26 protein-coding genes are annotated in these 23,010 nt (G+C 37.0%); 24 read left to right on the plus strand and 2 right to left on the minus strand.

The annotated features are described in order from the left end of the window. The first annotated feature begins 4 nt into the window (after positions 1–4). Genes AC3RVG_RS08185 through AC3RVG_RS08195 form a run of 3 tightly spaced genes read left to right on the plus strand, consistent with a single transcriptional unit; the run spans position 5 to position 2,596 of the window. Complete coding sequence (locus AC3RVG_RS08185) at positions 5–1,774, plus strand: nitric oxide reductase activation protein NorD (protein ID WP_489690962.1); 1,770 nt, start codon at positions 5–7, stop codon at positions 1,772–1,774. 1 nt (position 1,775) lies between these two features. Further along, positions 1,776–2,360, plus strand: coding sequence for a cytochrome c oxidase subunit 3 (locus AC3RVG_RS08190; protein WP_489690963.1), 585 nt, complete (start codon positions 1,776–1,778; stop codon positions 2,358–2,360). 2 nt (positions 2,361–2,362) lie between these two features. After that, a complete protein-coding gene (locus AC3RVG_RS08195) occupies positions 2,363–2,596 on the plus strand; it encodes a cytochrome C oxidase subunit IV family protein (RefSeq protein WP_489690964.1) in 234 nt (77 codons plus the stop codon). A gap of 171 nt (positions 2,597–2,767) precedes the next feature. Here the strand turns inward: AC3RVG_RS08195 and AC3RVG_RS08200 are convergent, their stop codons facing one another. Together AC3RVG_RS08200 and AC3RVG_RS08205 are read right to left on the minus strand one after the other, a co-directional pair. Beyond that, on the minus strand, positions 2,768–3,808 hold the full coding sequence (locus tag AC3RVG_RS08200; protein ID WP_489690965.1) for a zinc-dependent alcohol dehydrogenase family protein: 1,041 nt from the start codon (positions 3,806–3,808) through the stop codon (positions 2,768–2,770). A 47-nt stretch (positions 3,809–3,855) separates the two neighbouring features. After that, positions 3,856–5,910: an acetate--CoA ligase family protein gene (locus AC3RVG_RS08205; protein WP_489690966.1), complete on the minus strand. Its 2,055-nt coding sequence runs from the start codon at positions 5,908–5,910 to the stop codon at positions 3,856–3,858. A 193-nt stretch (positions 5,911–6,103) separates the two neighbouring features. Here AC3RVG_RS08205 and AC3RVG_RS08210 point away from each other — a divergent pair, with 193 nt between their 5' ends. The 21 genes from AC3RVG_RS08210 to AC3RVG_RS08310 all read left to right on the plus strand — a co-directional run bounded on the left by AC3RVG_RS08210 (position 6,104) and on the right by AC3RVG_RS08310 (position 22,960). Then, positions 6,104–6,535 carry a c-type cytochrome gene (locus tag AC3RVG_RS08210; RefSeq protein ID WP_489690967.1) on the plus strand — a complete coding sequence of 144 codons (432 nt, stop codon included), beginning with the start codon at positions 6,104–6,106 and terminating at the stop codon, positions 6,533–6,535. Further along, positions 6,525–7,850: a cbb3-type cytochrome c oxidase subunit I gene (locus AC3RVG_RS08215; RefSeq protein WP_489690968.1), complete on the plus strand. Its 1,326-nt coding sequence runs from the start codon at positions 6,525–6,527 to the stop codon at positions 7,848–7,850. The genes AC3RVG_RS08210 and AC3RVG_RS08215 overlap by 11 nt, the downstream gene beginning before the upstream one ends. A 5-nt stretch (positions 7,851–7,855) precedes the next feature. After that, a complete protein-coding gene (gene nadA / locus AC3RVG_RS08220) occupies positions 7,856–8,782 on the plus strand; it encodes a quinolinate synthase NadA (RefSeq protein WP_489690969.1) in 927 nt (308 codons plus the stop codon). After that, positions 8,782–10,359: an L-aspartate oxidase gene (gene nadB / locus AC3RVG_RS08225; RefSeq protein WP_489690970.1), complete on the plus strand. Its 1,578-nt coding sequence runs from the start codon at positions 8,782–8,784 to the stop codon at positions 10,357–10,359. Before nadA ends, nadB begins: the two co-directional genes overlap by 1 nt. Next, on the plus strand, positions 10,356–10,955 hold the full coding sequence (locus tag AC3RVG_RS08230; protein ID WP_489690971.1) for a thioredoxin family protein: 600 nt from the start codon (positions 10,356–10,358) through the stop codon (positions 10,953–10,955). The genes nadB and AC3RVG_RS08230 overlap by 4 nt, the downstream gene beginning before the upstream one ends. Before the next feature lie 119 nt (positions 10,956–11,074). After that, positions 11,075–12,343, plus strand: a complete 1,269-nt coding sequence (locus tag AC3RVG_RS08235; protein ID WP_489690972.1) for an acetyl-CoA hydrolase/transferase family protein — start codon at positions 11,075–11,077, stop codon at positions 12,341–12,343. Positions 12,344–12,431: 88 nt separating this feature from the next. Then, on the plus strand, positions 12,432–12,860 hold the full coding sequence (locus tag AC3RVG_RS08240) for an RrF2 family transcriptional regulator (RefSeq protein WP_489690973.1): 429 nt from the start codon (positions 12,432–12,434) through the stop codon (positions 12,858–12,860). Between the two features lie 114 nt (positions 12,861–12,974). After that, positions 12,975–13,409: an RrF2 family transcriptional regulator gene (locus tag AC3RVG_RS08245; protein WP_489690974.1), complete on the plus strand. Its 435-nt coding sequence runs from the start codon at positions 12,975–12,977 to the stop codon at positions 13,407–13,409. 76 nt (positions 13,410–13,485) lie between these two features. Further along, on the plus strand, positions 13,486–15,294 hold the full coding sequence (locus tag AC3RVG_RS08250) for a cbb3-type cytochrome c oxidase subunit I (RefSeq protein WP_489690975.1): 1,809 nt from the start codon (positions 13,486–13,488) through the stop codon (positions 15,292–15,294). An 11-nt stretch (positions 15,295–15,305) separates the two neighbouring features. Next, positions 15,306–16,319, plus strand: a complete 1,014-nt coding sequence (locus AC3RVG_RS08255; RefSeq protein ID WP_489690976.1) for a cbb3-type cytochrome c oxidase subunit II — start codon at positions 15,306–15,308, stop codon at positions 16,317–16,319. 3 nt (positions 16,320–16,322) lie between these two features. Further along, positions 16,323–16,592: a hypothetical protein gene (locus AC3RVG_RS08260; RefSeq protein WP_489690977.1), complete on the plus strand. Its 270-nt coding sequence runs from the start codon at positions 16,323–16,325 to the stop codon at positions 16,590–16,592. A gap of 3 nt (positions 16,593–16,595) precedes the next feature. After that, positions 16,596–17,018, plus strand: a complete 423-nt coding sequence (locus AC3RVG_RS08265) for a cytochrome C (protein WP_489690978.1) — start codon at positions 16,596–16,598, stop codon at positions 17,016–17,018. Positions 17,019–17,067: 49 nt separating this feature from the next. Continuing rightward, on the plus strand, positions 17,068–17,391 hold the full coding sequence (locus AC3RVG_RS08270; RefSeq protein WP_489690979.1) for a cupin domain-containing protein: 324 nt from the start codon (positions 17,068–17,070) through the stop codon (positions 17,389–17,391). A gap of 26 nt (positions 17,392–17,417) precedes the next feature. After that, positions 17,418–17,756 carry a carboxymuconolactone decarboxylase family protein gene (locus AC3RVG_RS08275; RefSeq protein WP_489690980.1) on the plus strand — a complete coding sequence of 113 codons (339 nt, stop codon included), beginning with the start codon at positions 17,418–17,420 and terminating at the stop codon, positions 17,754–17,756. Between the two features lie 166 nt (positions 17,757–17,922). Beyond that, positions 17,923–18,594 carry a ferredoxin reductase domain-containing protein gene (locus tag AC3RVG_RS08280; protein ID WP_489690981.1) on the plus strand — a complete coding sequence of 224 codons (672 nt, stop codon included), beginning with the start codon at positions 17,923–17,925 and terminating at the stop codon, positions 18,592–18,594. Positions 18,595–18,625: 31 nt separating this feature from the next. After that, positions 18,626–18,964: a carboxymuconolactone decarboxylase family protein gene (locus AC3RVG_RS08285; RefSeq protein ID WP_489690982.1), complete on the plus strand. Its 339-nt coding sequence runs from the start codon at positions 18,626–18,628 to the stop codon at positions 18,962–18,964. A gap of 149 nt (positions 18,965–19,113) precedes the next feature. Continuing rightward, on the plus strand, positions 19,114–19,827 hold the full coding sequence (locus tag AC3RVG_RS08290) for an SDR family oxidoreductase (RefSeq protein ID WP_489690983.1): 714 nt from the start codon (positions 19,114–19,116) through the stop codon (positions 19,825–19,827). 129 nt (positions 19,828–19,956) lie between these two features. Beyond that, entirely contained in the window at positions 19,957–20,250 is a 294-nt protein-coding gene (locus AC3RVG_RS08295) for a hypothetical protein (protein ID WP_489690984.1), read from the plus strand. Positions 20,251–20,254: 4 nt separating this feature from the next. Continuing rightward, positions 20,255–20,722 (plus strand): hemerythrin domain-containing protein, encoded by a 468-nt coding sequence (locus AC3RVG_RS08300; RefSeq protein WP_489690985.1) that lies wholly within the window; start codon positions 20,255–20,257, stop codon positions 20,720–20,722. 168 nt (positions 20,723–20,890) lie between these two features. Beyond that, positions 20,891–21,616: an iron-sulfur cluster repair di-iron protein gene (gene ric, locus AC3RVG_RS08305; protein WP_489690986.1), complete on the plus strand. Its 726-nt coding sequence runs from the start codon at positions 20,891–20,893 to the stop codon at positions 21,614–21,616. Positions 21,617–21,748: 132 nt separating this feature from the next. Next, the gene (locus tag AC3RVG_RS08310) at positions 21,749–22,960 is read left to right on the plus strand and encodes a hypothetical protein (protein WP_489690987.1); all 1,212 of its coding nucleotides are present in this window, start codon (positions 21,749–21,751) and stop codon (positions 22,958–22,960) included. The last annotated feature ends 50 nt before the right edge of the window (positions 22,961–23,010 follow it).

Raw genomic sequence — 23,010 nt, forward strand, 5'->3', positions numbered from 1 at the left:
AGCCATGTTCGAACCCGATGAGTTTATCTTTTCAAAGGTTGCAAAATTCCTAAAACGCAGAAAAAAAAATGCGAAGGAAGCAATAGCGCACACCGTTAAGTTGTCCGAAATAAAACCACGGCTTACTCTGGTAGCTCGCGCCGTTACTGGTAATCCCATAGAAATTTTTGAAGCCGAACGCGAAGGCGGTTACAAAAACAATAACTTCTTTTTACCCGAACGCTTTTCAGAATTTGAAACAGAGGATGAAAATCTAGGCTTCTATATTTTTAGAACGCTATACCTTTCAATTCAGAAAAGTTTTCAGCTTAATTATGAATTGGGTGAGGAACATACTTTAGAAGAAGCGCAGCAAATTTCAATTGAAAATTCCAAAAAAATCCTAAAGGAAATGTTTCTACAATTCCCAGGAATGGAAGGTATTTATTCTGAATTAAAACTTGCTTTTGAAAAGGATGCTTCGGAAAAAAATCCAGTGGATTATTCTTTTATTTATGGAAAATGGATGGAGAATTCTCCCGAAGTGCCAAAGAAAAAAGTGCTTCAGAATATTTCAGAAAAAGTAAAAACTGCCATCGAACAGGAAATAAATACTATTCTGAAAGCCAATGCAGTGGAAGAAATAAAATCTATTGAAGTTGATAAAAAAGCGCAGGAAGATTATATGCTCACCCACAATTTTGAAAAGGCTGAAACCGCCGAAGAGTGGGAGGGCGGCTGGCGCGATTTTGATGGCGATGATGAATTAGACGATCACGCAAATGCGCTTGAAGATTTAAATATGAAACATACTGTGCGGGTTGACGATCCTACACATTCTATTTATCAAGCAGAATTTATTGAAAATACCACAATTTCTGAAAGTGCCGAAATTGAAAACAACGATCCTCACGTTTTATACGACGAATGGGATTATTCAAAACGAGCTTATAAACCCGATTTTTGCAAACTATATCCAAAGTCAGAAACCGAAATTGATACAGCATATTACAAAAACACGCTCCACGAACACGCTTCAACCTTAATGGGTTTGCGGAAAATGCTAACTTCAGTAAACAATAAATACCGGCAGCAACGCCGCCAAGTGCAAGGCGAGGAATTTGATCTCGACGCCTTAACAGATTTGTATGTAGACGTTCACACGGGGCACACACCTTCGGAAAATATTTATCTCTCCAACCGGAAAAAGGAAAAAGATCTTTCAATATTAATGCTTTTAGACAGCAGTTTGTCCAGCGATGGCTATGCAGATGGCAACAGAGTGATTGACGTTGAAAAGCAGGTTTCCATCATTTTTGGGGAAATTCTCGAAGAATTCAATGTAGATTTTTCAATTGCAGGTTTTTTCTCCAAAACCAGAAATCACAGTACCTATCTAAGTTTAAAAGATTTTGATGAACCTTGGCAAAAAGCAAAACACAAAGTAGGCGCATTGCAGCCAAGTGGTTACACACGTATTGGAACCGCGCTTAGACATTCGGGCGCTTTGCTGGAAAAGCGCGACACAAAAAACAAATGGGTTATCCTTATTTCAGATGGTAAACCCAACGATTACGATAAATACGAAGGCAAATACGGCATCAACGACGTAAAACAGGCGCTTCGTGAATTGAACCAACGCAAGATAAATTCGTATGCCTTGGCGATTGAAGGAGAGGCGAAATACTATTTACCACAAATGTTTGGGCAAAATCATTTCCAAATACTAACAACGCCAGTGGAATTGCTGCAGTCGCTGGTAAAACTTTACGACAAAATAAAACACCAAAGTTGATATGGCCAATACTCTTAAAATAGATTATAAAAATGTTTTTTATCCGCCGGGCGGAATATTGATGTGGATCGTTATTTACCTCGAACTCGTTACTTTCGGAATTGCCTTGGTTTTTATGGCATTTAACGCAAGGGCTGAACCAGAGCTGTTTCACGAGTCGCGTTTGCATTTAAATACTGCTTTCGGTGCAATCAACACTGTTTTTCTCCTTAGTAGTGGTTGGTGTATGGCGCAATCTGTACATTTTCTGAAGAAAGGAAATTTCAGTAAAAGCAGATTATTTTTAAATCTAACTATGCTTGGCGGTTTTCTGTTTCTTGCTTTAAAAAGCGTGGAATATTACGAAAAAGTAGAAGCTGGACTTACCATTGGCTATAATGATTTCTTTGGGTATTACTGGATGCTTACCCTATTTCACGTGATTCACGTACTTGTGGGAATCGTAATTTTGGCACTATCGGCAAGAACGCTCCGTAAAAAACCTGAAACCCTAAAAATTGAAGATTTCGAATCTGGAGCTACTTTTTGGCATATGTGCGATTTGATTTGGCTGTTGCTTTTCCCAATAATTTATTTACTGTTTTAAAGATGGAAAGAAGTTTTAATATTACTTGGATATTTTTAATAGCGCTTACGATATTAACCGCCGTTTTAGCTAATCTCGATCTGAAATATGTCGCCATAATTATTCTATGCTTGGCATTTCTGAAATTTATTGGCGTTGCTTTTTTCTTTATGGAATTAAAAAAGGCGAATGTCTTTTGGAAAGTATTACTCGTTGGGTTTTTGGGTTTGTTGTTTACTGTTGTTTGGGTGATTTAGGAAAATGAATTTTGACAATATTTAGAAGGGAGCTACTTATCCACGATCTAAATTGCCGTGGTTATTTAGTTGGTGATTTAAAAATCCTCAAAAAAATAAAAGTTACAAAAAACCCCGAGCTACAGCTCAGGGTTTCTATATAAAAGTACAATAGGTGAGAATAGGCAATAATTATTCATTATTAATAATAATCTTCATTGCTTTTTCTTCAGCACCATTTAAGAACACTTTGTACGCATGCTCCAGTTCTGAAAGCGGAAAATGATGGGTAATCATTTTCTTTAAATCCATATTATTTGCAGAAACCGCTTTTAATAACATTGGGGTTGTATTGGTGTTAACAAGACCCGTAGTAATAGTAAGATTTTTTATCCACAGTTTTTGAATTTCAAAATCTACCTTTTTGCCGTGTACGCCTACATTGGCAATGTGAGCTCCTGGTTTTATAATATTTTGGCAAATATTCCAAGTTTGTGGAATTCCAACCGCTTCAATAGCTACATCAACACCTTCTTCGCCAACTATTTTTTTAACTGCTTCTTCTACATTTTCAGTTCCAGAATTAATTGTGTGTGTTGCGCCTAATTCTTTGGCTAGCTTAAGCCTGTTGTCATCTAAATCAATCATTATTATTTTAGCGGGAGAGTAAAACTGAGCCGTTAAAAGTACAGACATACCAACTGGGCCAGAACCAACTATAGCAATGTCGTCTCCGGGTTTTACATTTCCGTATTGCACGCCTATTTCGTGCCCCGTAGGCAGGATATCGCTTAATAAAACAGCTATATCATCATCAATATTTTCAGGGATTTTGTGCAGGCTATTATCAGCATGAGGAATTCTTACATATTCCGCTTGTACGCCGTCTATCATATAGCCTAAAATCCACCCACCATCTTTACAATGTGAATACAATTGTTTTTTGCAATATTCGCAGGAACCACAAGAGGTAATGCACGAAATTATAACTTTATCTCCCTTTTTAAACTGAGAAACACTGTCTCCAATTTCTTCAATAATACCAACACCTTCGTGACCAAGAATACGCCCGCTTTCAATTTCAGGGTTTTTGCCTTTGTAAATACCTAAATCTGTACCACAAATGGTTGTTTTTAAAACCTTCACAATTACATCTGTTGGCTTAATGATTGTTGGTTTTGGTCTTTCTTCTAACGCGATATTATGATCGCCATAATAAACTAGTGCTTTCATCTTTTTCTATTTTTTAGTTATTACTAATTTTATATTAATTTCGTTATTTAACCAATCCGAATCCGCGCATCTACAGCGGTAATCGCTCGTTGTGTGCCAATTAGTGGATTGATATCCATTTCAATAATTTCTGGTGCCGCTTCTACCAATGCAGAAAGTCGTTGAATAATTTTTATAAAAATTTCTTCGTTTGCACCCTTTTGTCCTCTGGCACCTTTGATCAGTTTATACCCTCTGAGCGACTGTACCATTTTTTCAGCTTCATTTTTAGAAATTGGGCTTAATCTTGCCGAAACATCGTTGAGCACTTCGATGAAAATTCCACCCAATCCGCAAAGAATAGTGTGGTTGAAACCAGGTTCTTTTATAACACCTACAAACAGTTCCAGTCCCACTAATTGTGGTTGTACCATTACCGCTGTGGCGGAATCGATTTTCATCAGCATATCAAAAGTTTCGGCGGCTTCGTCTTTATTGGCAATATTTAAAACCACGCCTTGTGCATCCGATTTATGAAGCGGGCCAACAACTTTCATAACGACAGGGAAATCCATCGTTCCCATAGCTTGCAGTAGTTTTTCTTTTGAATTTTCAACTATTTCATGAACTCGAGGAATTCCCGCAGCATCTAATAAATCGACAGTTTGTTCGGGCGAAAGATATCCTTCGGAAGCAGAATCTATTACAGTTCTAATTTTTTCAACGTCAATTTTTGGGAGTGAAATTTTCTGCGATTGTGGTTCGGGCGTATTATAAACTTGTGCCAAAGCTTTCCCCAAAACCACTTCATCTGGAAAATGAATATGCCCTTTCTTTAAAAACGATTGAATTTCCCGCTGTGCATTTACAACTGAAGGCAAGACTGGGAAAATTGGTTTGTTGCAGATTTCCAGTTTTACGCTTAAAACGTTGTAAACATTTTCAACATCGAACAAGCCAGCACTTCCAAAAACCACGACCATGGCATCTATATTGTCGAATTTATGTTCGCAATAATCGATGATAATACCCAACTGTTCTGCAGTTCCCGTCGCTAAAAAATCTATTGGATTGGCAACTGAAGAACCGGGATAAAGAAAAGATTTTAACTTTTCAGCATCTGGTCCTGAAATTTCGGGAACTTTAAGTCCGCCCTTGGAAAGTTGATCTGCAAGCATAACCGCCGAGCCACCCGCGTGAGTTATAATGCCGATATTTTTTCCTTTTAATTTTTTATAATTGAAAATGGCTGCTACGCTCAGTAATTGCTCTCTACTGCTGCAATACACAATTCCAGCTTTGTGGAACAGTGCCCGTACCGTCATATCGCTACTCGCAATTGCACCAGTATGCGAAGTTGCGGCACGGCTGCCTTCCGCAGTGCTTCCTGCTTTTATAGCCGCTATTTTAGCTCCTTTTTTAATAAGCGATGAAGCGTGTTTCAAGAGTTTTTTAGGGTTGGAAATAGTTTCCAAATAAAGAAGTTTTATTAGTGGATCGGTTTCTGGATTGAAGTGAATATCCATATATTCCAGAATATCTTCAACTGTGGTTTGCGCTGCATTTCCTGTAGAAAATACATTTGCAAACGTAACGCCCAACGGCATTCCGGCTTCCATAATAAAAACTGCGGTCGCACCGGAACCAGAAATAAGGTCGCAACCTTTTGGATTAAATGGAGGAACAGGCGCTGTAAAAACTCCTTTAAAATGTTTGGTAATTACACCGATGCAATTTGGGCCAATCAAACAGCCATTCACACTATTTACGGTATCTGTAATTTCTTGTTCCCATAGTTTTCCTTGTTCATCGCCTTCCCCAAAACCTGCGGAAATTATTATAAAAGCTTTGGTATTTTTTTCTTCAGCCAAGGTTTTAATCGTCGCTGGACAATATTTTGCCGCAATTGCGAGAATTGCAAGATCTGTTTCAGGAATTTCTTCAACGGAAGCATAACTTTTAATGCCTTGGACTTTTTCTTCTTTCGGGTTTACAACGCTCAGTTTCCCTGTAAAACCTCCCGAGATTATATTTTTCAGCATATTGCCCCCAGGCTTTTTGGTGTCGTTAGAGGCACCAATTACTACAATACTCTCGGGTTTAAGCAATTGTTTATTCACCATAATCATAGATAATAAGCTCTAAATGTAAAGTTTATGGGGAAGAAGGGCTATGATTAAAATCATATCTGGCTAGGTATAAATTTTGAAATTTACCGAAGCTTTTTTTAATAGGATAAATTTATCTGAATATGACATTAATCATATTCAAATCAGTTTTGTTGAAATATTTTTACATCAATTTTAGCACCTAGAAATGATCCCTAATTCAAAGCCCTACTTTTTAGCAATCGCAATTTTGATTAGCCTTTTTAGCGTTTACAATTATATTATTTACAACACAGATGGTTACGTAGCAGTCGAAAAACTATCGCCAAAAGCGGTGATAGGTCAGCAATTATTCCAAAGTAACCGTTGCTGGTCTTGCCATCAATTATATGGTTTAGGTGGGTATTTGGGGCCGGATCTTACAAATGTTTATTCTGATGAAAATAAGGGGCCACTTTATGTAAAAGCATTTTTAAACAGCGGTGTTAAGAGTATGCCGCAGTTTAATTTTTCTGAAAGTGAAAAAGATGCTTTAGTGGAATACTTAAAACGGGTAGATGAAACTGGCATTTACCCAAACTACAACGCCAAGATTGAAGCTACAGGTTGGGTTGAAATTATATATAAAAATGAAAAGTAAAGCCCCTATTTATTTTCTTCTTTTCGCACTGGTTGCGCTTTTTTTGGGAATGTTCTTCGGAATGACGGCTTCTTTTCAATATTTAATGCCCGAATTTATAAAGGAATACGTTCCTTTTTCTAAACTTCGACCATTTCACGTTACTTCAGTAATTTCATGGATTGTACTTTCTGCATCGGGAAGTATCTATTTTTTCTTGACTTATGTTGAAAAATTCAAGCTTTTTTCGCCTTTGTTGGTCAAATTACATTTCATAACTTTCCTGCTTACTGGTATCGCAATCTACATTTCGTTTGCGTTCGATTATACAGAGGGCAGAGAATACTTCGCCTTTACCTCCATTTTAATAATTCCTATTTTATTGGGGTGGATACTATTCGGAATTAATTACTTCAAAACACTTTATAAAAACGTAAAAGGCTGGCCCGTATATTACTGGATGTGGGGCACGGGAATCGTCTTTATGTGTTACCATTTAATGGAAGCGCACTTTTGGCTGTTCGATTTTTTTAGGTTGAATTTCATCAAAGATTTTGCCGTGCAGTGGAAATCTACCGGCTCCTTCACTGGCTCGTGGAATATGCTGGTTTATGGTATTTCAATCTATTTAATGTCCAAAATAAAGAAGGACAGCAATGTGGCTACAAATAAAGTAGCGTTTTTCTTTTACTTTTTAGGGCTTACAAATTTAATGTTTGGCTGGGCGCACCACACTTATTTATTGCCCACACAACCTTGGATTCGCTACGTTGCTTACGGAATAAGTATGACGGAATGGATTGTTTTAGCGTCGATTATTTACAATTGGAAAAGCTCAGTTTTAAAGATTGAAAAGGAGAATAACCCGATGGCTTACAGATTTTTGTTAGCTACAGATTTTTGGATTTTCGTCAATATTATTCTCGCTTTATTGTTTTCAATTCCAGCCATCAATTTCTTTACGCACGGAACGCATATTACGGTGGCACATTCAATGGGAACCACGATTGGCATTAACACCACAATTTTATTTTCCGCTTTATTTTACATCGTGCATCAGCTGTACCCAGATTTTAAAACCGATAAAAAGTGGGTGAAGCGAGGCTTCTATTCTTTAAATATTTCACTGTTTATATTTTTTGTTTCCCTCATAATTGCTGGAGCCAAACGTAGTTATTGGATGTACGTTTCAAAAGTGGGATCGTTTTCTGAAATGCAGGATTCCCTAATTCCATATTACATTTCATTTTTCGTTTTTGGAATTACCATTTTCGTTTCACTTTTAATTGTGGCTGCACCTATTTTCAAAGCATTTCTTCAAAAAATTAAATTATAAAACCGATGGATTTACATCAAAAGATTACTGAACTGAAAAAACAAAAAAACGCTGTTATTCTCGCGCATTATTATCAAGTGCCCGCAATTCAGGAAGTGGCAGATTATGTGGGTGACAGTTTAGGGCTTTCACAAAAAGCGGCTGAAACCGATGCAGATATCATCGTTTTTGCAGGAGTTTCTTTTATGGCAGAAACGGCCAAAATATTGAATCCAACGAAAAAGGTTTTGTTGCCAGATTTAATGGCGGGTTGCTCTCTGGCAGATTCTTGTCCGGCGGATGCTTTCAAGAAATTAGTGGATGCACATCCAGACCACGTGGTCATTACTTACGTTAATTGTTCCGCAGAAGTAAAAGCTTTAAGCGATATTATTTGCACCTCTTCCAATGCCGAAAAAATAGTGAATTCTGTCCCGAAAGAGGTACCGATTATTTTTGCGCCAGATAAAAATTTAGGGAAATATATTCAGAAGAAAACTGGAAGAAAAATCCTGCTTTGGGATGGCGCTTGTATTGTGCACGAAGCCTTTTCAATGGATAAACTTCTGAAACTTTACAAAGAAAACCCAGGTTCAAAAATCATTGCGCACCCTGAAAGTGAAAGTCATATTTTGGAAACGGCTACTTATGTTGGTTCAACTGCGGGAATGATTGATTATGTAAAAAAACATCCTTTAGAAAAATTTATAGTTGCAACTGAGGCTGGAATTCTTCATAAAATGCAACAAGAAGTGCCTCAAGCCGTGCTAATTCCTGCTCCAGCGGAGGAAGACAATACTTGCGCCTGCAGCGAATGTGCTTTTATGAAAATGAACACTTTGCAAAAACTATACGATTGCTTGAAGAATGAATATCCGCAAATAGAAGTTTCTGAAGAAATACGAAAAAAAGCCATTCTGCCAATTGAGCGAATGCTTGAATTATCGAAATAATGAGGGACACAAATTTCTTAATTATTGGTTCGGGAGCTGCGGGTTTAACACTCGCCGTGAAACTTGCGGCAGTATTTCCTAAGAAAAAAATCACAGTGGTAACCAAAGCCCACCAATCCGAATCGAACACCAAATATGCGCAAGGAGGCGTAGCGGCGGTTTTCGATTTAAAAGAAGATTCTTTTCAAAAACACATAGAAGATACACTGATTGCCGGCGACGGACTTTGCGACAAAGCTGTTGTGGAAATGGTAATTAAAGAAGGTCCAAAAAGACTGAAAGAATTGATGGAATGGGGCGCCAACTTTGACACCGATGCCGATGGTGAACTCACTTTGGGTAGGGAAGGAGGGCATTCAAAATTTAGGGTGATTCATCATAAAGACACCACGGGCAACGAAATTGAGCGCGCACTTTTGGAACGCGCCAACCAATTGGAAAATATTACAATGCTTCCGCATCATTTCGCGATAGATTTAATTACGGAGCATCAATTTTCTGAAGAAAAACCGAAAGTACTCTCCTGTTACGGCGCCTATGTTTTGAATCAAATTACGGGAAGTATTTTCACAATAAAAGCAGATTGTACGACATTAGCTTCTGGCGGAATGGGCCAAGTTTATGGTCACACAACCAATCCCGCAGTTGCAACGGGCGACGGCATTGCGATGGCGTATCGGGGGAAAGCGAGAATTGAAAATATGGAATTTATCCAGTTTCACCCCACAGCATTTTATGATGGAAAAAACGGCGCTTCCTTTTTAATTTCGGAAGCGGTACGTGGGTTTGGAGCGTTTCTTCGGAATAAAAATGGCGAACGCTTTATGTTGAATTATGACCATCGGGCCGAATTGGCTTCACGAGATATTGTTTCACGCGCCATAGATTCCGAGATGAAAAAATCTGGGAATGATTGTGTTTATTTGGATTGTACACATCTCGATATAGACGATTTCAAAGTTCATTTCCCGAATATATTTGAAACCTGTTTACAGAATAACATAAACATTGCAAAAGAGTGGATTCCCGTCGTACCAGCAGCGCATTATTTGTGTGGTGGAGTAGTGGTGGACAAAGACGGGAAAACATCGCTGAGAAATCTTTTTGCTTGTGGCGAGTGTTCGCATACTGGCTTACACGGTGCTAATCGCCTCGCTTCAAATTCATTATTAGAGGCTTTAGTTTATGCAGACCGTATTTTTAAATATATCGGTAAGAACTTACCTTTGCGACCGACTACCACCATTCCAGATTGGGATGATTCTGGTACGAATATGTTGCAGGGTTCTGAAATTATTCAACATAAAACGACGGAATTACAAATTTTAATGCGAAGATTTGCTGGCGTTGTTCGAAATAATAGCGATTTAAAAGAAGCTTCTTTTCAACTCGAAAAGTTATATTTTGAAATTGAAGCATTGTATCAAAAACATAAACTGAACACAGCACTTTCGCAGCTTCGGAATATGGTAAATGTGGCGCATTTAATTATTCAACAATCCTTAAAACGAACAGAAAACCGTGGCGGATTTTATAACGAAAATTATAATAAAGAAATTTTAAAAAGAACAATATGAAGACGTTGATAGAAAATTCAATTAAAAAGGCAATGGATTATGCACAGTATAATTTGCTTTTTAAACAATTGGTAGAAGAAGACAGAACCACTGGCGAACAAACTCCAGAAAAAATAAATTACACAAAATTGAATTTCAGTCGCACGAAAAGATTGGACAAAACCGCTGTAATTTCTGAGGAAGCATTGGAGGTTTTCAACAATATTTCGGAGAAACAAACTTGGCTTATAATCAGTGAACCTTGGTGTGGCGATGCAGCGCAAACGCTTCCGTATTTGAATAAGATTGCACAACTTTCAGAAAACATAGATTTAAAAATTGTGCTTCGCGATGAAAACCCAGAATTGATGGATCAATTTTTAACCAATGGCTCGCAATCAATTCCTATTGTAATTAAGGTCGATGAAAATTTTGATGTAATTGAAACCTTCGGTCCGCGTTCCAAAGCAGCCACAAAATTGGTAACCGATTACAAAACCCAACACGGAAAAATTGACGATGCTTTTAAAGAAATTTTACAGGTTTGGTACAATAATGACAAAGGTGTTTCTATTGTGAATGATGTTTTAGATTCGGTACAAATATCGTCGAATTAACGGCAAATCGTCCTGATTCCAAACGTCCTGATTCAAACCTTCAATTTCCCCAAAAAATGTGACCGATATCATTTCGATAACATAATAGATTCTCAATCTTTGCGGTAAAATAAATAACCATGCAAATTGTTTCTGCCCATGAGGCTGTATCTATAGTAAAATCTAATAATCGCGTATTTTTTCAGGGCGCTGCAATGACGCCCAATTTGTTGATAGACACTTTATGTGAAAGATATCGCGAATTAGAAAATGTAGAGATAATCCAAATCCACACCCACGGGGAGGCATTATATACGCAAGCGCCGTATACCGACGCTTTTCACCTTTCCAGTTGTTTTGTGGGCGATAATGTTCGCAAAGGTGTAAATACTATTCACGGCGATTATATTCCTGTTTTCTTAAGCGAAATCCATTGGCTTTTTAAAAGAAATATTCTTCCGTTGGACGTTGCTTTCATTCAAGTTTCTACGCCAGACAAACACGGTTATTGTTCGTTGGGTGTCTCGGTAGATATTGCTTTGCCCGCTATTCAAACTGCAAAACGTGTTGTTGCACTCATAAATCCAAATGTTCCTAGAACTCATGGTGATGGTATTATTCATATAAATAATATAGATTTTGGAGTGGAAATAAATACCACAATTTATGCTTCAATTATTGGGGAACCATCTGCTGTTGAAGCTATTATAGGGCGTAATGTTGCTGAATTGGTTGAAGATGGCGCAACACTGCAAATGGGTATCGGGAATATTCCGAATGCAGTGCTTCATAATTTGCACGATCATAAAAGACTGGGAATTCACACCGAAATGTTCAGCGATGGAATCCTTCCTTTGGTTGAAAAGGGGATTATTACTGGCGAGGATAAGGTTATAAAAATGGGTAAAATTGTTACTTGTTTCGCAATGGGAACGAAGAAATTATACGATTTTATAGACGACAACCCTATTGTACATTTCAAAGAAGCATCTTATACAAATGACACAGCAATAATTCGCCGAAACCCCAAAGTAACGGCTATTAACAGTGCAATTGAAATAGATTTAACAGGCCAAGTTTGTGCAGATAGTATTGGAATGTACCAATATTCTGGTGTTGGTGGGCAAATGGATTTTATTCGTGGCGCTTCACTTTCAGAAGGAGGGAAGCCTATTATTGCAATGCCTTCTATTACCAATAAAGGCATTTCTAAAATCACGCCGTTTTTGAAAGAAGGAGCCAGTGTAACAACTACAAGGGCTCACGTTCATTATGTTGTAACGGAATACGGAGTTGTGAATCTCTTCGGAAAAGGATTAGAGCAGCGTGCAAAGGCACTTATTTCTATCGCGCATCCCGATCATCGGGAGGCTTTGGAACGTGAGGCGAAAAGAAGATTTCATAATTAAACTCGCCTTGAAATTGCGAGATTTTTTTAAGACAATTTTATCCTTGACTACGCTTGTTATTATATACTTTTGAAGAAAAATATTAATTATGTTTTCAAAAGCCTGTGAATATGGCATTAGGGCTGTTCTTTTTATCGCCAAACAATCTCAAAAAGATTTGCGTCCCAATATTACAGAAATAGCTAAAGCTGTAGATTCACCCGAACCTTTTACTGCAAAAGTTTGTCAGCAACTTGCTCGTGAAGGAATAATCTTATCCAAAAAAGGACCAAATGGCGGATTTTATTTAGAAAAAAATTCCACCTTAAAACTATCGCATATTGTTGCCATTATTGATGGCGATAAAATTTTTAATGGCTGCGGTTTGGGTTTGGGCGAATGTTCGGCTTCACATCCATGTCCTGTTCACGATCAGTTTATGGTTGTAAGAGACGGATTGAAAGCGATGTGTGAAAACACATTGGTTATGGATCTTGCCAATAATCTGGAAGAAGGGCAGACCTTTTTGAAAATTTAATAATCAAATTCATTTCAACTAAAACTTTCCTGAAAATTAAATTTGGACTTTTTATTTCTGATAATTTTATCAGAAATAGGATTTTGCATACCTTTGTAGAATTAATTTCAACATATGTTTTCAAAAGCATGCCAATATGGAATAAAGGCTTCGGTGTATATAGCATCGCAGTCGGCATTGTCCAATCGCGTTAGTTTAAAAGAGATAGCTTCAAGCATTGACTCTCCTGAGGCATTTACTGCCAAAATTTTGCATCAATTGGCAAAGCAGAATATTTTATCATCCTTAAAAGGCCCTACCGGAGGTTTCGAAATTCTAACGGGTAGTGCCGAAACTATTAAATTGAGCGATATTGTATCAGCCATCGATGGCGATTCAATTTATGTAGGTTGTGCTCTTGGCTTTGACCGTTGTGATGCTCGAGAACCGTGCCCAATGCACAACAAGTTTGTTGATATTAGAAATAATCTTAGAATAATGTTAGAAAATACAAGTCTTCATGAATTGGCAAACGGACTAGATGTTGGGATGTCATTTTTGAAGCGATAAAAAAAATTTAGACCTATTTCTGATAGTTTTGTCAGAAAATAATAAATTATAAACAAAAAGCAAATATCTGGCACAAATGAGAAACAAGAATTGGATAGTACTATTGATTCTAGGGTGGATTCCACAATTATCGATATCGCAAAATAGTAGTATTTCAACAGAAAACTGGCTATCTAGCCCTGGTATAATTGGCACTTTCGTGTTGATAGCCATTGTTATGGTGGTTGCAGTAATAATTCTGTTAGTAAAATTGAATGCCTATATAGACACGCTGAAACGAAAGCAACACGATAAAAATAAATTGGCTTTTGACGACGAACTAATTGCAATGGACGAAGGTGAAATCGATTCTATTCTTGAAAAAAGAAAGGCTGCACTAAACTATAAATTATCGGGTAGAGAGTTAGGTGGAGAAAATGAAGCAGTAGACGAGAATGGGCTATTATATTATATAGATAACAAACCGAACAACGCTTTTTTTGATGAAAAGAAGAAAACAACATTAGGGATTGAAACCCCTGAAGCCTTAAAAAAAATTGTAATTTATTATATAGGTGCAGCAGCTCTTTGGTTGGTTTTGGGAACACTAATTGGCCAGTATTTGGGAATGAAATTTCTATGGCCAGAAATGGACCATCAATCGTGGCTATCTTTTGGAAGGTTGCGTCCGGTGCATACTAATATGGTATTTTGGGGATGGTCCTCGCTTGCAATGATTGGGTTGGGTTACTTTGTAATTGTCCGAACATCCAACACCGTAATTCACAGTCAAAAATTGGCATGGTGGGGATGGTGGCTCATAAATGCGACCATTGTCTTGGGAAGCTTGAGCCTAATGGCAGGTATAAATAATGGAGGCGGGGAGTATCGCGAATATATTTGGCCAATAATGCTTCTCTTCGCCATCGCCTTAATAATTACATTTTTCAATTTCTATAAAACGGTATCAAATCGTAAAATTTCCGAAATTTATATATCAAACTGGTTTATCCTCGCTTCTTTAATTTGGACTATTGTTCTAACAGTTATTGCCTATTTACCATTTTACCAAGATGGTTTAGGCGAAACCGTAATCCAAGGTTATTATATGCATCAAGGGGTGGGAATGTGGTTTATGACCTTTACGCTGGGTTTGGTTTATTACTATTTGCCTTCCTCTTTAAATAAACCAATATATTCTTACTCCTTGGGTGTACTTGCATTTTGGACTCAGATGCTTTTTTACACTATGATTGGAACACACCATTTTGTATTTAGTCCGTTGCCATGGTGGCTACAAACAGTGGCAATTGTTTTTAGTGCAGGAATGGCGATTCCTGTTATTGCCGGAACAACGAACTTCTTAATGACAATGCGGGGTAGTTGGAGCCATATTACCAAAAGTTATGTATTGCCTTTCTTTCTGGTGGGGACGATATTTTACTTCGTGGGTTCAATGCAAGGAAGTGTACAAGCGTTCCGTTTTACGAATTTCGTGTGGCACTTTACCGATTTTAACGTAGCCCATAGCCATATGACGATGTATGGCATTATAGCCTTCTTTTTATGGGCTTCCATTTATGCAATTCTTCCAAAATTAACAGGAAAAGAACCTCCGCAGGTTTTGGTTGGCGCACATTTTTGGACGGCATTTCTTGGGCTTTTTGCCTATATGATTTCACTAATGGCAGGAGGAACTTATAAAGGACTTAGCTGGATAGAAGGCGAAGCATTTATTGAATCGGTCATTCTTATGAAACCCTTTTGGGTATGGCGTGCTATTGGCGGTTCGCTGATGTTTCTTTCGCATCTGGTTTTTGTGTATAATTTCTATTATATGGTAAAAGGATATCGGAAAGTGACAACCGAAGTTAAGGCGGGTCAAGTAGAAGAAATAACTCTTTAATACAATTAAAAATGCTCAATTTTCACAAAGATCATAAAAATTTAGTACTCACTGCAGGAGTTGTATTTATAGCATTGAGTATAATGGTAGCAATACTTCCCGCATACCAAATGCAGGAAACAGAACCTATTCCAGACCAAAAACCTTTAACAGCCAACGAGCAAAAAGGGCTGCAAATCTATGTTTCTGAAAACTGTATGGCCTGCCACACCCAACAGGTTCGAAATATTGAAATGGATAATGTATGGGGAAGTCGTCCGTCAATTCCATCAGATTATTATTTCAGCAAACAAAGACTGGATGTATGGCGACAATCTCCTTCGCTTTTAGGAAGTGAACGAACAGGACCAGATCTTACAAATATTGGGAAACGCCAACCAAGTGAAGATTGGCATTTGCTACATTTGTACAATCCGAGGGCAGTAATGTCTGAATCTGTAATGCCATCCTACCCTTGGTTATTTAAGGAAGTAGATAGTACCTTGGTTAGCAAAGATGATAGAACTATTGCGGTTCCAAAAGAATATTTTAACAAACCTGGAACAAAAGTGGTTGCCACCGAAGATGCGTTGAATTTAATGGAATATTTAAAATCCTTAAAACAAATAGAACTACCTGGAGGAAATGTGAATGATTTTATTCCAGCATTGAGAAAAACTCAAACAGAAGGCGAAAGTGGCGATAAAGCAAGTGCTGGTCTTGATGGTGCTAACTTATTTACGCAAACATGCGCGGCTTGTCACCAAGAAAATGGGAAGGGTATAGCTGGCGCATTTCCGCCCTTGGCAGGAAGTAAAATCGTAACTAATGAAGATCCTGAAATGCTCATTAAAATCGTTCTTCAAGGCTATGATGCACGTCCTAATTATGGAGTAATGCAAGCATTCGGAGATTTGTTAACCGACGCAGAAATTGCAGCTATCACAACACATGAGCGCAGCAGTTGGGGTAATAATGCGTCCGCCGTGAAGGAAGAGGATGTGAAGAAAATTAGAGATTTTGTAATGAACGAATTAAATCAATAAAAGATGAAAAGGATACTATCAGTTTTTGCGGTCTTGTTTTTATTGGGAAATCAGCTAAGCTGGGCTTGCGATTTATGTAAAAAAAATCAACCCGCTGGTTTCGAAAATATAACCCACGGGCAGGGCCCTTCGGGAACAATCGATTACATAATTATTTGGGGAGGGATAATAATTGTCGTTGCAACCTTAATATTAAGTCTAAAATATTTAATAAGACCCCAAGAAAACAGTCCAGACCATATAAAGAACATAGTTAAAAATGAAGGATTTTAAATTATGGAAGACAACAGAATTATAAAAGTATTTTTGGACGAAGCCCCAAAACCATTTGCGTCTTTTGCACCTCCTGTAAAAGTTGTTTTGGACACCACCAAAATCCCCGATGGCAAACACATTTTAAAAATCGTGGCTAAATCATCGAATGGTATTGAAGGTATTCGCGAAATTCCCTTTGTGGTGCGTAACGGCCCTGCAATTTCGGTAGTGGGGTTAAAGGAAAATGAAACCGTAGACACCCAAGTTCCACTAATCATCAATGCCTACGGAAGTGAAACGAATGATTTCTTCGTTATTAAAGGTTCCGAAACACCAAAAGCTATTCCCGCCTGGGTCTGGGCTTTGCTGATTGCTTTCTTCGGTTTTGGATTGTTCTATATTATTATGTATTGGAGTCCAGAATTGTATAAATCTTTCTTCTGATGAAACAATTTTTGGATAGAAAGCGAATGTAAAATAAAATTGACAAATTATGAAAAATTCAAATAAACCCGAAATGACCCCACTTATTAATGGCGAAGTATTCAAAACACTTAATATAACGGCTAAAGCTGGAATGGAAATGCCACGTCATCATAGTACAAAAGAAGTGGTAATTGTTGTTTTGAAAGGGGAAGCAATTCTAAAAATGACTGATGGAGAACATTCACTTTTGCAAGATTCTACTTTTATTATTCCTGCAATGGTGGAACACAGCCTAAAAATAATGACAGATTTTCATGCAATAGCAATTATGGAAAGTACTTCAGAAATTGAATTTGTAAATCAAGAGAGTGCTCACGAAAATGTCGTTTAAATATTTATAATTTGAAAAGTAGAATTATGGAAAACACAGCTATGTTCCCAAACACAACCCGCGAATTAGCAGAAAAAAAAGCTGCCCTCGCTCCAAAGAATATCGAAGCCTGGCGAAATTTTAGTAAAACAGTTTTTCAGGCTGGCGCGCTAGATGAAAAAACGAAGCAACTTATTGCCGTTGCAGTAGCTCACGTTACGCAGTGCCCGTATTGCATCCGTGCTCATACGCCACAAGCCATGCGCAAAAGCGCCAGCAAAGAAGAAATTATGGAAGCAATTTGGGTAGCCTCAGAAATGCGCGCAGGAGCCGCCTACGCACACGCTACAATTGCAATGGAAGAAATGGAGAAACGCAGTAAATAAAATAAAGTGGCCCAAATGGTGAAATTGAAATGTTTGTCTTAATGAGTAAAACGTTGTAATTATTTTGTCGAAGTGGCTAGAACTTGTTGACATTTAGCATGATGAAATTGAGTGCTTTAATATGTTATAAAGCGAAAATAATTATTACTTATCAAAACTTATTATTATGAAAAATGAACCTGTTAAAATAAAATCGATCAAGCACCTTACGCACGACGTATTGCAGATTGTTACAGAAAAACCTTTTGGAGACGACTTTTCTCCCGGGCAAGCCACCGAGATTTTTATTGATAAACAAGGTTGGCAAAATGAGGGCAGACCGTTCACATTTACTTGCTTGCCACAGGATAATTTTTTAGAATTCACCATAAAAACATACCCCGAACATAAGGGCGTTACCAATGAATTACTCAGTTTAAAAAAGGGCGATAGCTTAATTGTAAACGATATTTTCGGTGCTATAGAATACAAAGGCGATGGAACTTTTATCGCCGGTGGCGCAGGAATAACTCCCTTTATTTCTATTTTTCGAGATTTATCTAAAAAGAAAAAATTAGGATCCAACAAACTCATTTTTGCGAACAAAGCCACAGAAGATATTATTCTAAAGGAAGAATTTACGAAGATGCTCGGCGAAAATTTCATAAATATTCTTTCAAAAGAAAAAACTGAAGAATATGCTTTCGGACAGATTTCCGAAGATTTTATCAAAAACAATAGCGGATCTTTAAGTTCCTATTTTTATTTGTGCGGCCCGCCACCAATGATGGATGCTGTTGAAAAGCAATTAATTAATCTAAAAGTGCCTGCCGATAAAATTGTAAAAGAGGAGTTTTAATTTTTTCAGAATAACTTCAAAGAAACATAAGATGTCAAATAAAAGATTAGATTATTATGCAACTGATCCAAAAGCCATAAAAGGAATGTTGGAACTTGAAAAATACGTTTCAACTTCTAACCTTGAACGCAGTCTTTATGAACTTGTGAAACTGCGTGCTTCACAAATTAATGGCTGTGCGTATTGTATAGACATGCATTCTAAAGATGCGCGAAAAGCGGGCGAGACCGAACAGCGACTTTATGCTTTATCTGCGTGGCGAGAAACATCATTTTATACAGAAAGAGAGCGAGCTGCATTAGCTTGGACCGAATCTCTAACTTTAATTTCTGAAAATGACGTACCCGATTCGCTCTATGAAGAAGTTTAAAAACACTTTAATGAAAAGGAACATTTGGCGCTTACGATGGCTATTATTGCAATTAATGGTTGGAATCGTTTGGCGATTAGTTTTAGAGTAGAGCCGGGAAGTTATAATCCTTAGAATGATTTCTTTTAAATTTATACGAATAAAAAAAGATGAATATTTCAAATAAAATTGCAATCGTTACTGGAGCCAGCAGTGGGCTAGGAGCGGCTATTTCAAAAGTATTGGTAGCAGCTGGCGCAACCGTTTTCGGTATTGCAAGAAATATGAATTCACTTAAAGAACTTCAAACAGATATAGGAAATAAATTCATTCCCGTTAAGCTAGATATTTCAGATGAAGTAGCTGTAAAAAAATGGTTTACTGAAACTTTCTCCGAAGTAAAATCTCCCGATATTTTGGTCAATAATGCGGGAACAGGGTCCTTCGGAAAAATTGACGAAATGCCTTCAGAAGAATGGTATAAAATGATAAATACCAATTTAAACGGCATGTATAACATCACTTCAGATGTTGTTAAGCTTATGAAGAAAAATAGCGAAAGCACACATATCGTGAATATTGGTTCAATTCTCGGAATTACCACTCGCGCTGAAGGTGCCGCCTATTCGGCCACCAAATATGGTATTAGCGGTTTTAGTGAAGCACTTTTTAAAGAATTAAGAGGCGATAATATTAAAGTTACCTGTCTAAATCCCGGTTCCATCGATACTGAATTTTTTAAAAGTTCAGGAATACAATCGCATCTAAATATGCTTCAAGCCGCAGATATTGCCGCAACATTATTGCACATTTTGAAAACGCCAGATAATATGTTGATAAGCGAAATGACGGTTAGACCGCTTAACCCGAAGGCACCGGAATAATAATTTTATAAGAAATGCTTAATTATTAAACTTGAGCTAAGACGAAAATATATCGGGACGTAGTTATAATATTAGGTCTTATGTCATCAAGTCTTTTAAAACTAATGATCCTTTTTTAATCTAACTTAAATGAGCTATATTAATCGTTTTCTTGAATTTTTTCAGAAAAGGCCAAAAGAAGAGCTCGCAGAAGAAATGGGCATTAAAAATTGTTCATTTTGTTGGGGCTATCAAGAGTACGATGCAAAAACCCGCGAGATGCCGAAGGATAAACAGATTGATGTAAAAAACCATCGCGATAAACACGTGAAAGTTGGGAAGTTTATGCTGGAGCACGTTGACGGATTTAAAAATAAAAAAAGAATCATTGAACGCTGTTCAGAATGTGGCGGCAAACGAATAAAATATATAGAAAACCCGTAAATTTATGGAGAAAAAAAAACCTATTAAACGTCATATAGCTTTGCAACCGTTGAGCAGACAACACCATTTTGGACTGTTATTTAGTTGGAAGTTGCGCAAAGGTTTTAGTAAAAATATTGAAACGAAACGTTTACAGGAATATGCAAAATGGTTTTTTAAAAACGAAATAGAGCCTCATTTTAAGGATGAGGAATTATATATTTTCCCTATAATGGAAGCGAACAATGAATTAATAGAACGCGCCCTAAAAGAGCACCGCAGGATTAAACGATTGTTTCATGATACCAAAGACCCAGATAAATCTTTGCATCAATTAGAAGAGGAATTAGAAGCACATATTCGGTTTGAAGAACGTATTCTTTTTAATGAAATTCAAAAATTAGCAACAGACGAGCAACTTGCAAAAATTACTGAAATCCATATAGAAAAAGAAACGCAAGCCGTATACCACGACCTTTTCTGGGAGAATTAATTAATTCACTTTCAAAAAACCACATTGCTTTTTGAGATATTTTTCAGAAAACCTATTGATAAAAATTTATTTAAGATAGAATTATCCTTTTATGATTTAGGTCATATTTTGCCGCTGTATTTATACTGAAATTTGTCTCAATAAATATTCATTAAAACTTTTAAGACCATGACAACACTTCAAGAAAAAACGGTAGCCGATGTCGTTACTGAAAACATAAAAGCCGCACATATTTTCAAAAAACACGGAATAGATTTTTGCTGTGGGGGCGGCGTTAGTATTAAAAAAGCCTGCGAAAAAGCAAAGATTGATCCATCTATTTTGGAAGCAGAGCTGTTAAGTTTAGACACCATTCAAGATCGTGCCTATGATTTCAACAGTTGGAAAATCGATTTCTTAACAGACCATATAATTAATGTGCACCACAATTATGTGGAAGAAAACAACCCATTGCTTTTGCAATATGCTAAACGTGTAAACCAAGTTCACGGACATCATTATACCGAACTTGCAGAGATAGAATCTCTTGTAACCAAAGTTGTTCAGGAGTTGTCTGCCCATATGAAAAAGGAAGAATTGATACTTTTCCCTTTCATTAAAAAACTTGTAAAAGCAGAACGTGATGGCACTGAAGTTCCTGCAATTCATTTTGGATCTGTTGAAAATCCAATAAAAATGATGGAAGCCGAACACGAAGAAGCTGGCGAAATATTACGTAGAATTGCTAAATTAAGCAAAGATTACACACCTCCACAAGGAGCGTGTAATACATACCGTGCATTCTACGCAAAGCTTGACGAATTTGAACAAGACTTGCATCAGCACGTGCATTTAGAAAATAATATTCTTTTTCCGAAGGCATTGATTTTGGAAAAGAAATTGAAGAAAAACTAAAACCGTCAACGATTGTATCCAAGCTTGATTCTGGATATACCTAAAATTGATTTTATTGACAGTTCGGAAGTTTGGCAAAAAGGGGAGTTATAATATCGAATTTCTGGACTGTTATTTTAATTTTAAACTTTGATGGATTTAAGAAAACATATTGCCATTGCCCTCTCGTATTTTTTGGTGGTGGCGCTTATGGGCTTACTGCTGCGGTTTTTTTTCGTAATTCCTATTCCACTCAATTATAAATTTATTCTTCATGCACATTCGCACACCGCATTATTGGGTTGGATTTATTTAGGATTAACAATCTTGATTTACCAATTATTTCTAGCCGAAGCACAAAAACCGAAATTGTACAAACGTATTTTCGTTTTTACCAATTTCTGCATTTTAGGAATGTTAATTAGCTTTCCAATTCAAGGCTACGCACTGTTTTCCATTATTTTTTCTACACTTTTTCTGTTCGCTACTTATTGGTTTTTATGGTTCGCTATTAAGTATATTCCCGAGCATTTTAAAAATAGATTTTCGTGGAAATTAGTAAAAACTGCACTATGGTATTTAGTTATTTCTAGCATCGGACCGTGGGCTATTGGTGGCGTTATGGCAACTTTAGGCGCGGAATCCATTTGGTACAAATCGTCCATTTATTTCTACCTGCACTTTCAGTATAACGGTTGGTTTATAATAGCTCTTTTGGGTATATTATTTTATGTTTTAGAAGAAAAGGGAATTCAATTCAAACCCGAAAAATTGAAATCATTTTACTTGCTTCTAAATTTTGGGGTGTTTTTTACGGTCTTTCTTTCATTCCTTTGGTTTATACCGCCTGTAGCAATTTATATACTCGGATTGGCTGGAGCAGTGGTTCAACTTTTGGCTTTTTACGAATTGTATTTGTTGCTTAAAAGTCACTTTTCAGTTATAAAAAAGTCATTTAGCACGAATGCTTTTTTTCTTCTGAAAATCGCCGGAGCACTTATGATTGTAAAACTTTTTATGCAACTTTTTTCAGCTTTTCCATATTTCGCTAACTTGGCTTTTCAACTAAAAGATTTTGTAATTGGTTATCTGCACGTGGTTTTCTTGGGAATTGTAATTACATCAATGCTCGCTTTTCTTGAATATTTTAAACTGGTAAAACTTCCCAAAACCTTCATTTCGATTTTCATTTTCGCCTTTATAACTACAGAATTACTTATTTTTTATAAAGCTACGGCGCTATGGTTAGGCCTTCCTTTTTTTCAAGATTATTATTTACTGCTCACAATTCTAAGTTGTGCATTTCCAATAGCCGTGGGAATTTTATTTCTCAAAAATATTTATTTCTTAAAAGTGCCTAAATAGCCTTTTAAAGCTGATAATTGTCATTTTACAAAACTAAAAGCGTTGCGACC

This window comes from Aequorivita sp. IT1282 (assembly GCF_058068205.1).

Excerpts from the sequence above, each read along its gene's own strand:
- AC3RVG_RS08275 (WP_489690980.1), top strand. The coding sequence starts at position 17,418 with ATGGAAAACACAGCTATGTTCCCAAACACAACCCGCGAATTAGCAGAA.
- AC3RVG_RS08240 (WP_489690973.1), top strand. The coding sequence starts at position 12,432 with ATGTTTTCAAAAGCCTGTGAATATGGCATTAGGGCTGTTCTTTTTATC.
- AC3RVG_RS08270 (WP_489690979.1), top strand. The coding sequence starts at position 17,068 with ATGAAAAATTCAAATAAACCCGAAATGACCCCACTTATTAATGGCGAA.
- AC3RVG_RS08295 (WP_489690984.1), top strand. The coding sequence starts at position 19,957 with ATGAGCTATATTAATCGTTTTCTTGAATTTTTTCAGAAAAGGCCAAAA.
- ric (WP_489690986.1), top strand. The coding sequence starts at position 20,891 with ATGACAACACTTCAAGAAAAAACGGTAGCCGATGTCGTTACTGAAAAC.
- AC3RVG_RS08190 (WP_489690963.1), top strand. The coding sequence starts at position 1,776 with ATGGCCAATACTCTTAAAATAGATTATAAAAATGTTTTTTATCCGCCG.
- nadB (WP_489690970.1), top strand. The coding sequence starts at position 8,782 with ATGAGGGACACAAATTTCTTAATTATTGGTTCGGGAGCTGCGGGTTTA.
- AC3RVG_RS08185 (WP_489690962.1), top strand. The coding sequence starts at position 5 with ATGTTCGAACCCGATGAGTTTATCTTTTCAAAGGTTGCAAAATTCCTA.
- AC3RVG_RS08285 (WP_489690982.1), top strand. The coding sequence starts at position 18,626 with ATGTCAAATAAAAGATTAGATTATTATGCAACTGATCCAAAAGCCATA.
- nadA (WP_489690969.1), top strand. The coding sequence starts at position 7,856 with ATGGATTTACATCAAAAGATTACTGAACTGAAAAAACAAAAAAACGCT.
- AC3RVG_RS08250 (WP_489690975.1), top strand. The coding sequence starts at position 13,486 with ATGAGAAACAAGAATTGGATAGTACTATTGATTCTAGGGTGGATTCCA.
- AC3RVG_RS08210 (WP_489690967.1), top strand. The coding sequence starts at position 6,104 with ATGATCCCTAATTCAAAGCCCTACTTTTTAGCAATCGCAATTTTGATT.
- AC3RVG_RS08265 (WP_489690978.1), top strand. The coding sequence starts at position 16,596 with ATGGAAGACAACAGAATTATAAAAGTATTTTTGGACGAAGCCCCAAAA.
- AC3RVG_RS08280 (WP_489690981.1), top strand. The coding sequence starts at position 17,923 with ATGAAAAATGAACCTGTTAAAATAAAATCGATCAAGCACCTTACGCAC.
- AC3RVG_RS08300 (WP_489690985.1), top strand. The coding sequence starts at position 20,255 with ATGGAGAAAAAAAAACCTATTAAACGTCATATAGCTTTGCAACCGTTG.
- AC3RVG_RS08245 (WP_489690974.1), top strand. The coding sequence starts at position 12,975 with ATGTTTTCAAAAGCATGCCAATATGGAATAAAGGCTTCGGTGTATATA.
- AC3RVG_RS08205 (WP_489690966.1), bottom strand. The coding sequence starts at position 5,910 with ATGGTGAATAAACAATTGCTTAAACCCGAGAGTATTGTAGTAATTGGT.
- AC3RVG_RS08195 (WP_489690964.1), top strand. The coding sequence starts at position 2,363 with ATGGAAAGAAGTTTTAATATTACTTGGATATTTTTAATAGCGCTTACG.
- AC3RVG_RS08255 (WP_489690976.1), top strand. The coding sequence starts at position 15,306 with ATGCTCAATTTTCACAAAGATCATAAAAATTTAGTACTCACTGCAGGA.
- AC3RVG_RS08310 (WP_489690987.1), top strand. The coding sequence starts at position 21,749 with ATGGATTTAAGAAAACATATTGCCATTGCCCTCTCGTATTTTTTGGTG.
- AC3RVG_RS08260 (WP_489690977.1), top strand. The coding sequence starts at position 16,323 with ATGAAAAGGATACTATCAGTTTTTGCGGTCTTGTTTTTATTGGGAAAT.
- AC3RVG_RS08215 (WP_489690968.1), top strand. The coding sequence starts at position 6,525 with ATGAAAAGTAAAGCCCCTATTTATTTTCTTCTTTTCGCACTGGTTGCG.
- AC3RVG_RS08290 (WP_489690983.1), top strand. The coding sequence starts at position 19,114 with ATGAATATTTCAAATAAAATTGCAATCGTTACTGGAGCCAGCAGTGGG.
- AC3RVG_RS08200 (WP_489690965.1), bottom strand. The coding sequence starts at position 3,808 with ATGAAAGCACTAGTTTATTATGGCGATCATAATATCGCGTTAGAAGAA.
- AC3RVG_RS08235 (WP_489690972.1), top strand. The coding sequence starts at position 11,075 with ATGCAAATTGTTTCTGCCCATGAGGCTGTATCTATAGTAAAATCTAAT.
- AC3RVG_RS08230 (WP_489690971.1), top strand. The coding sequence starts at position 10,356 with ATGAAGACGTTGATAGAAAATTCAATTAAAAAGGCAATGGATTATGCA.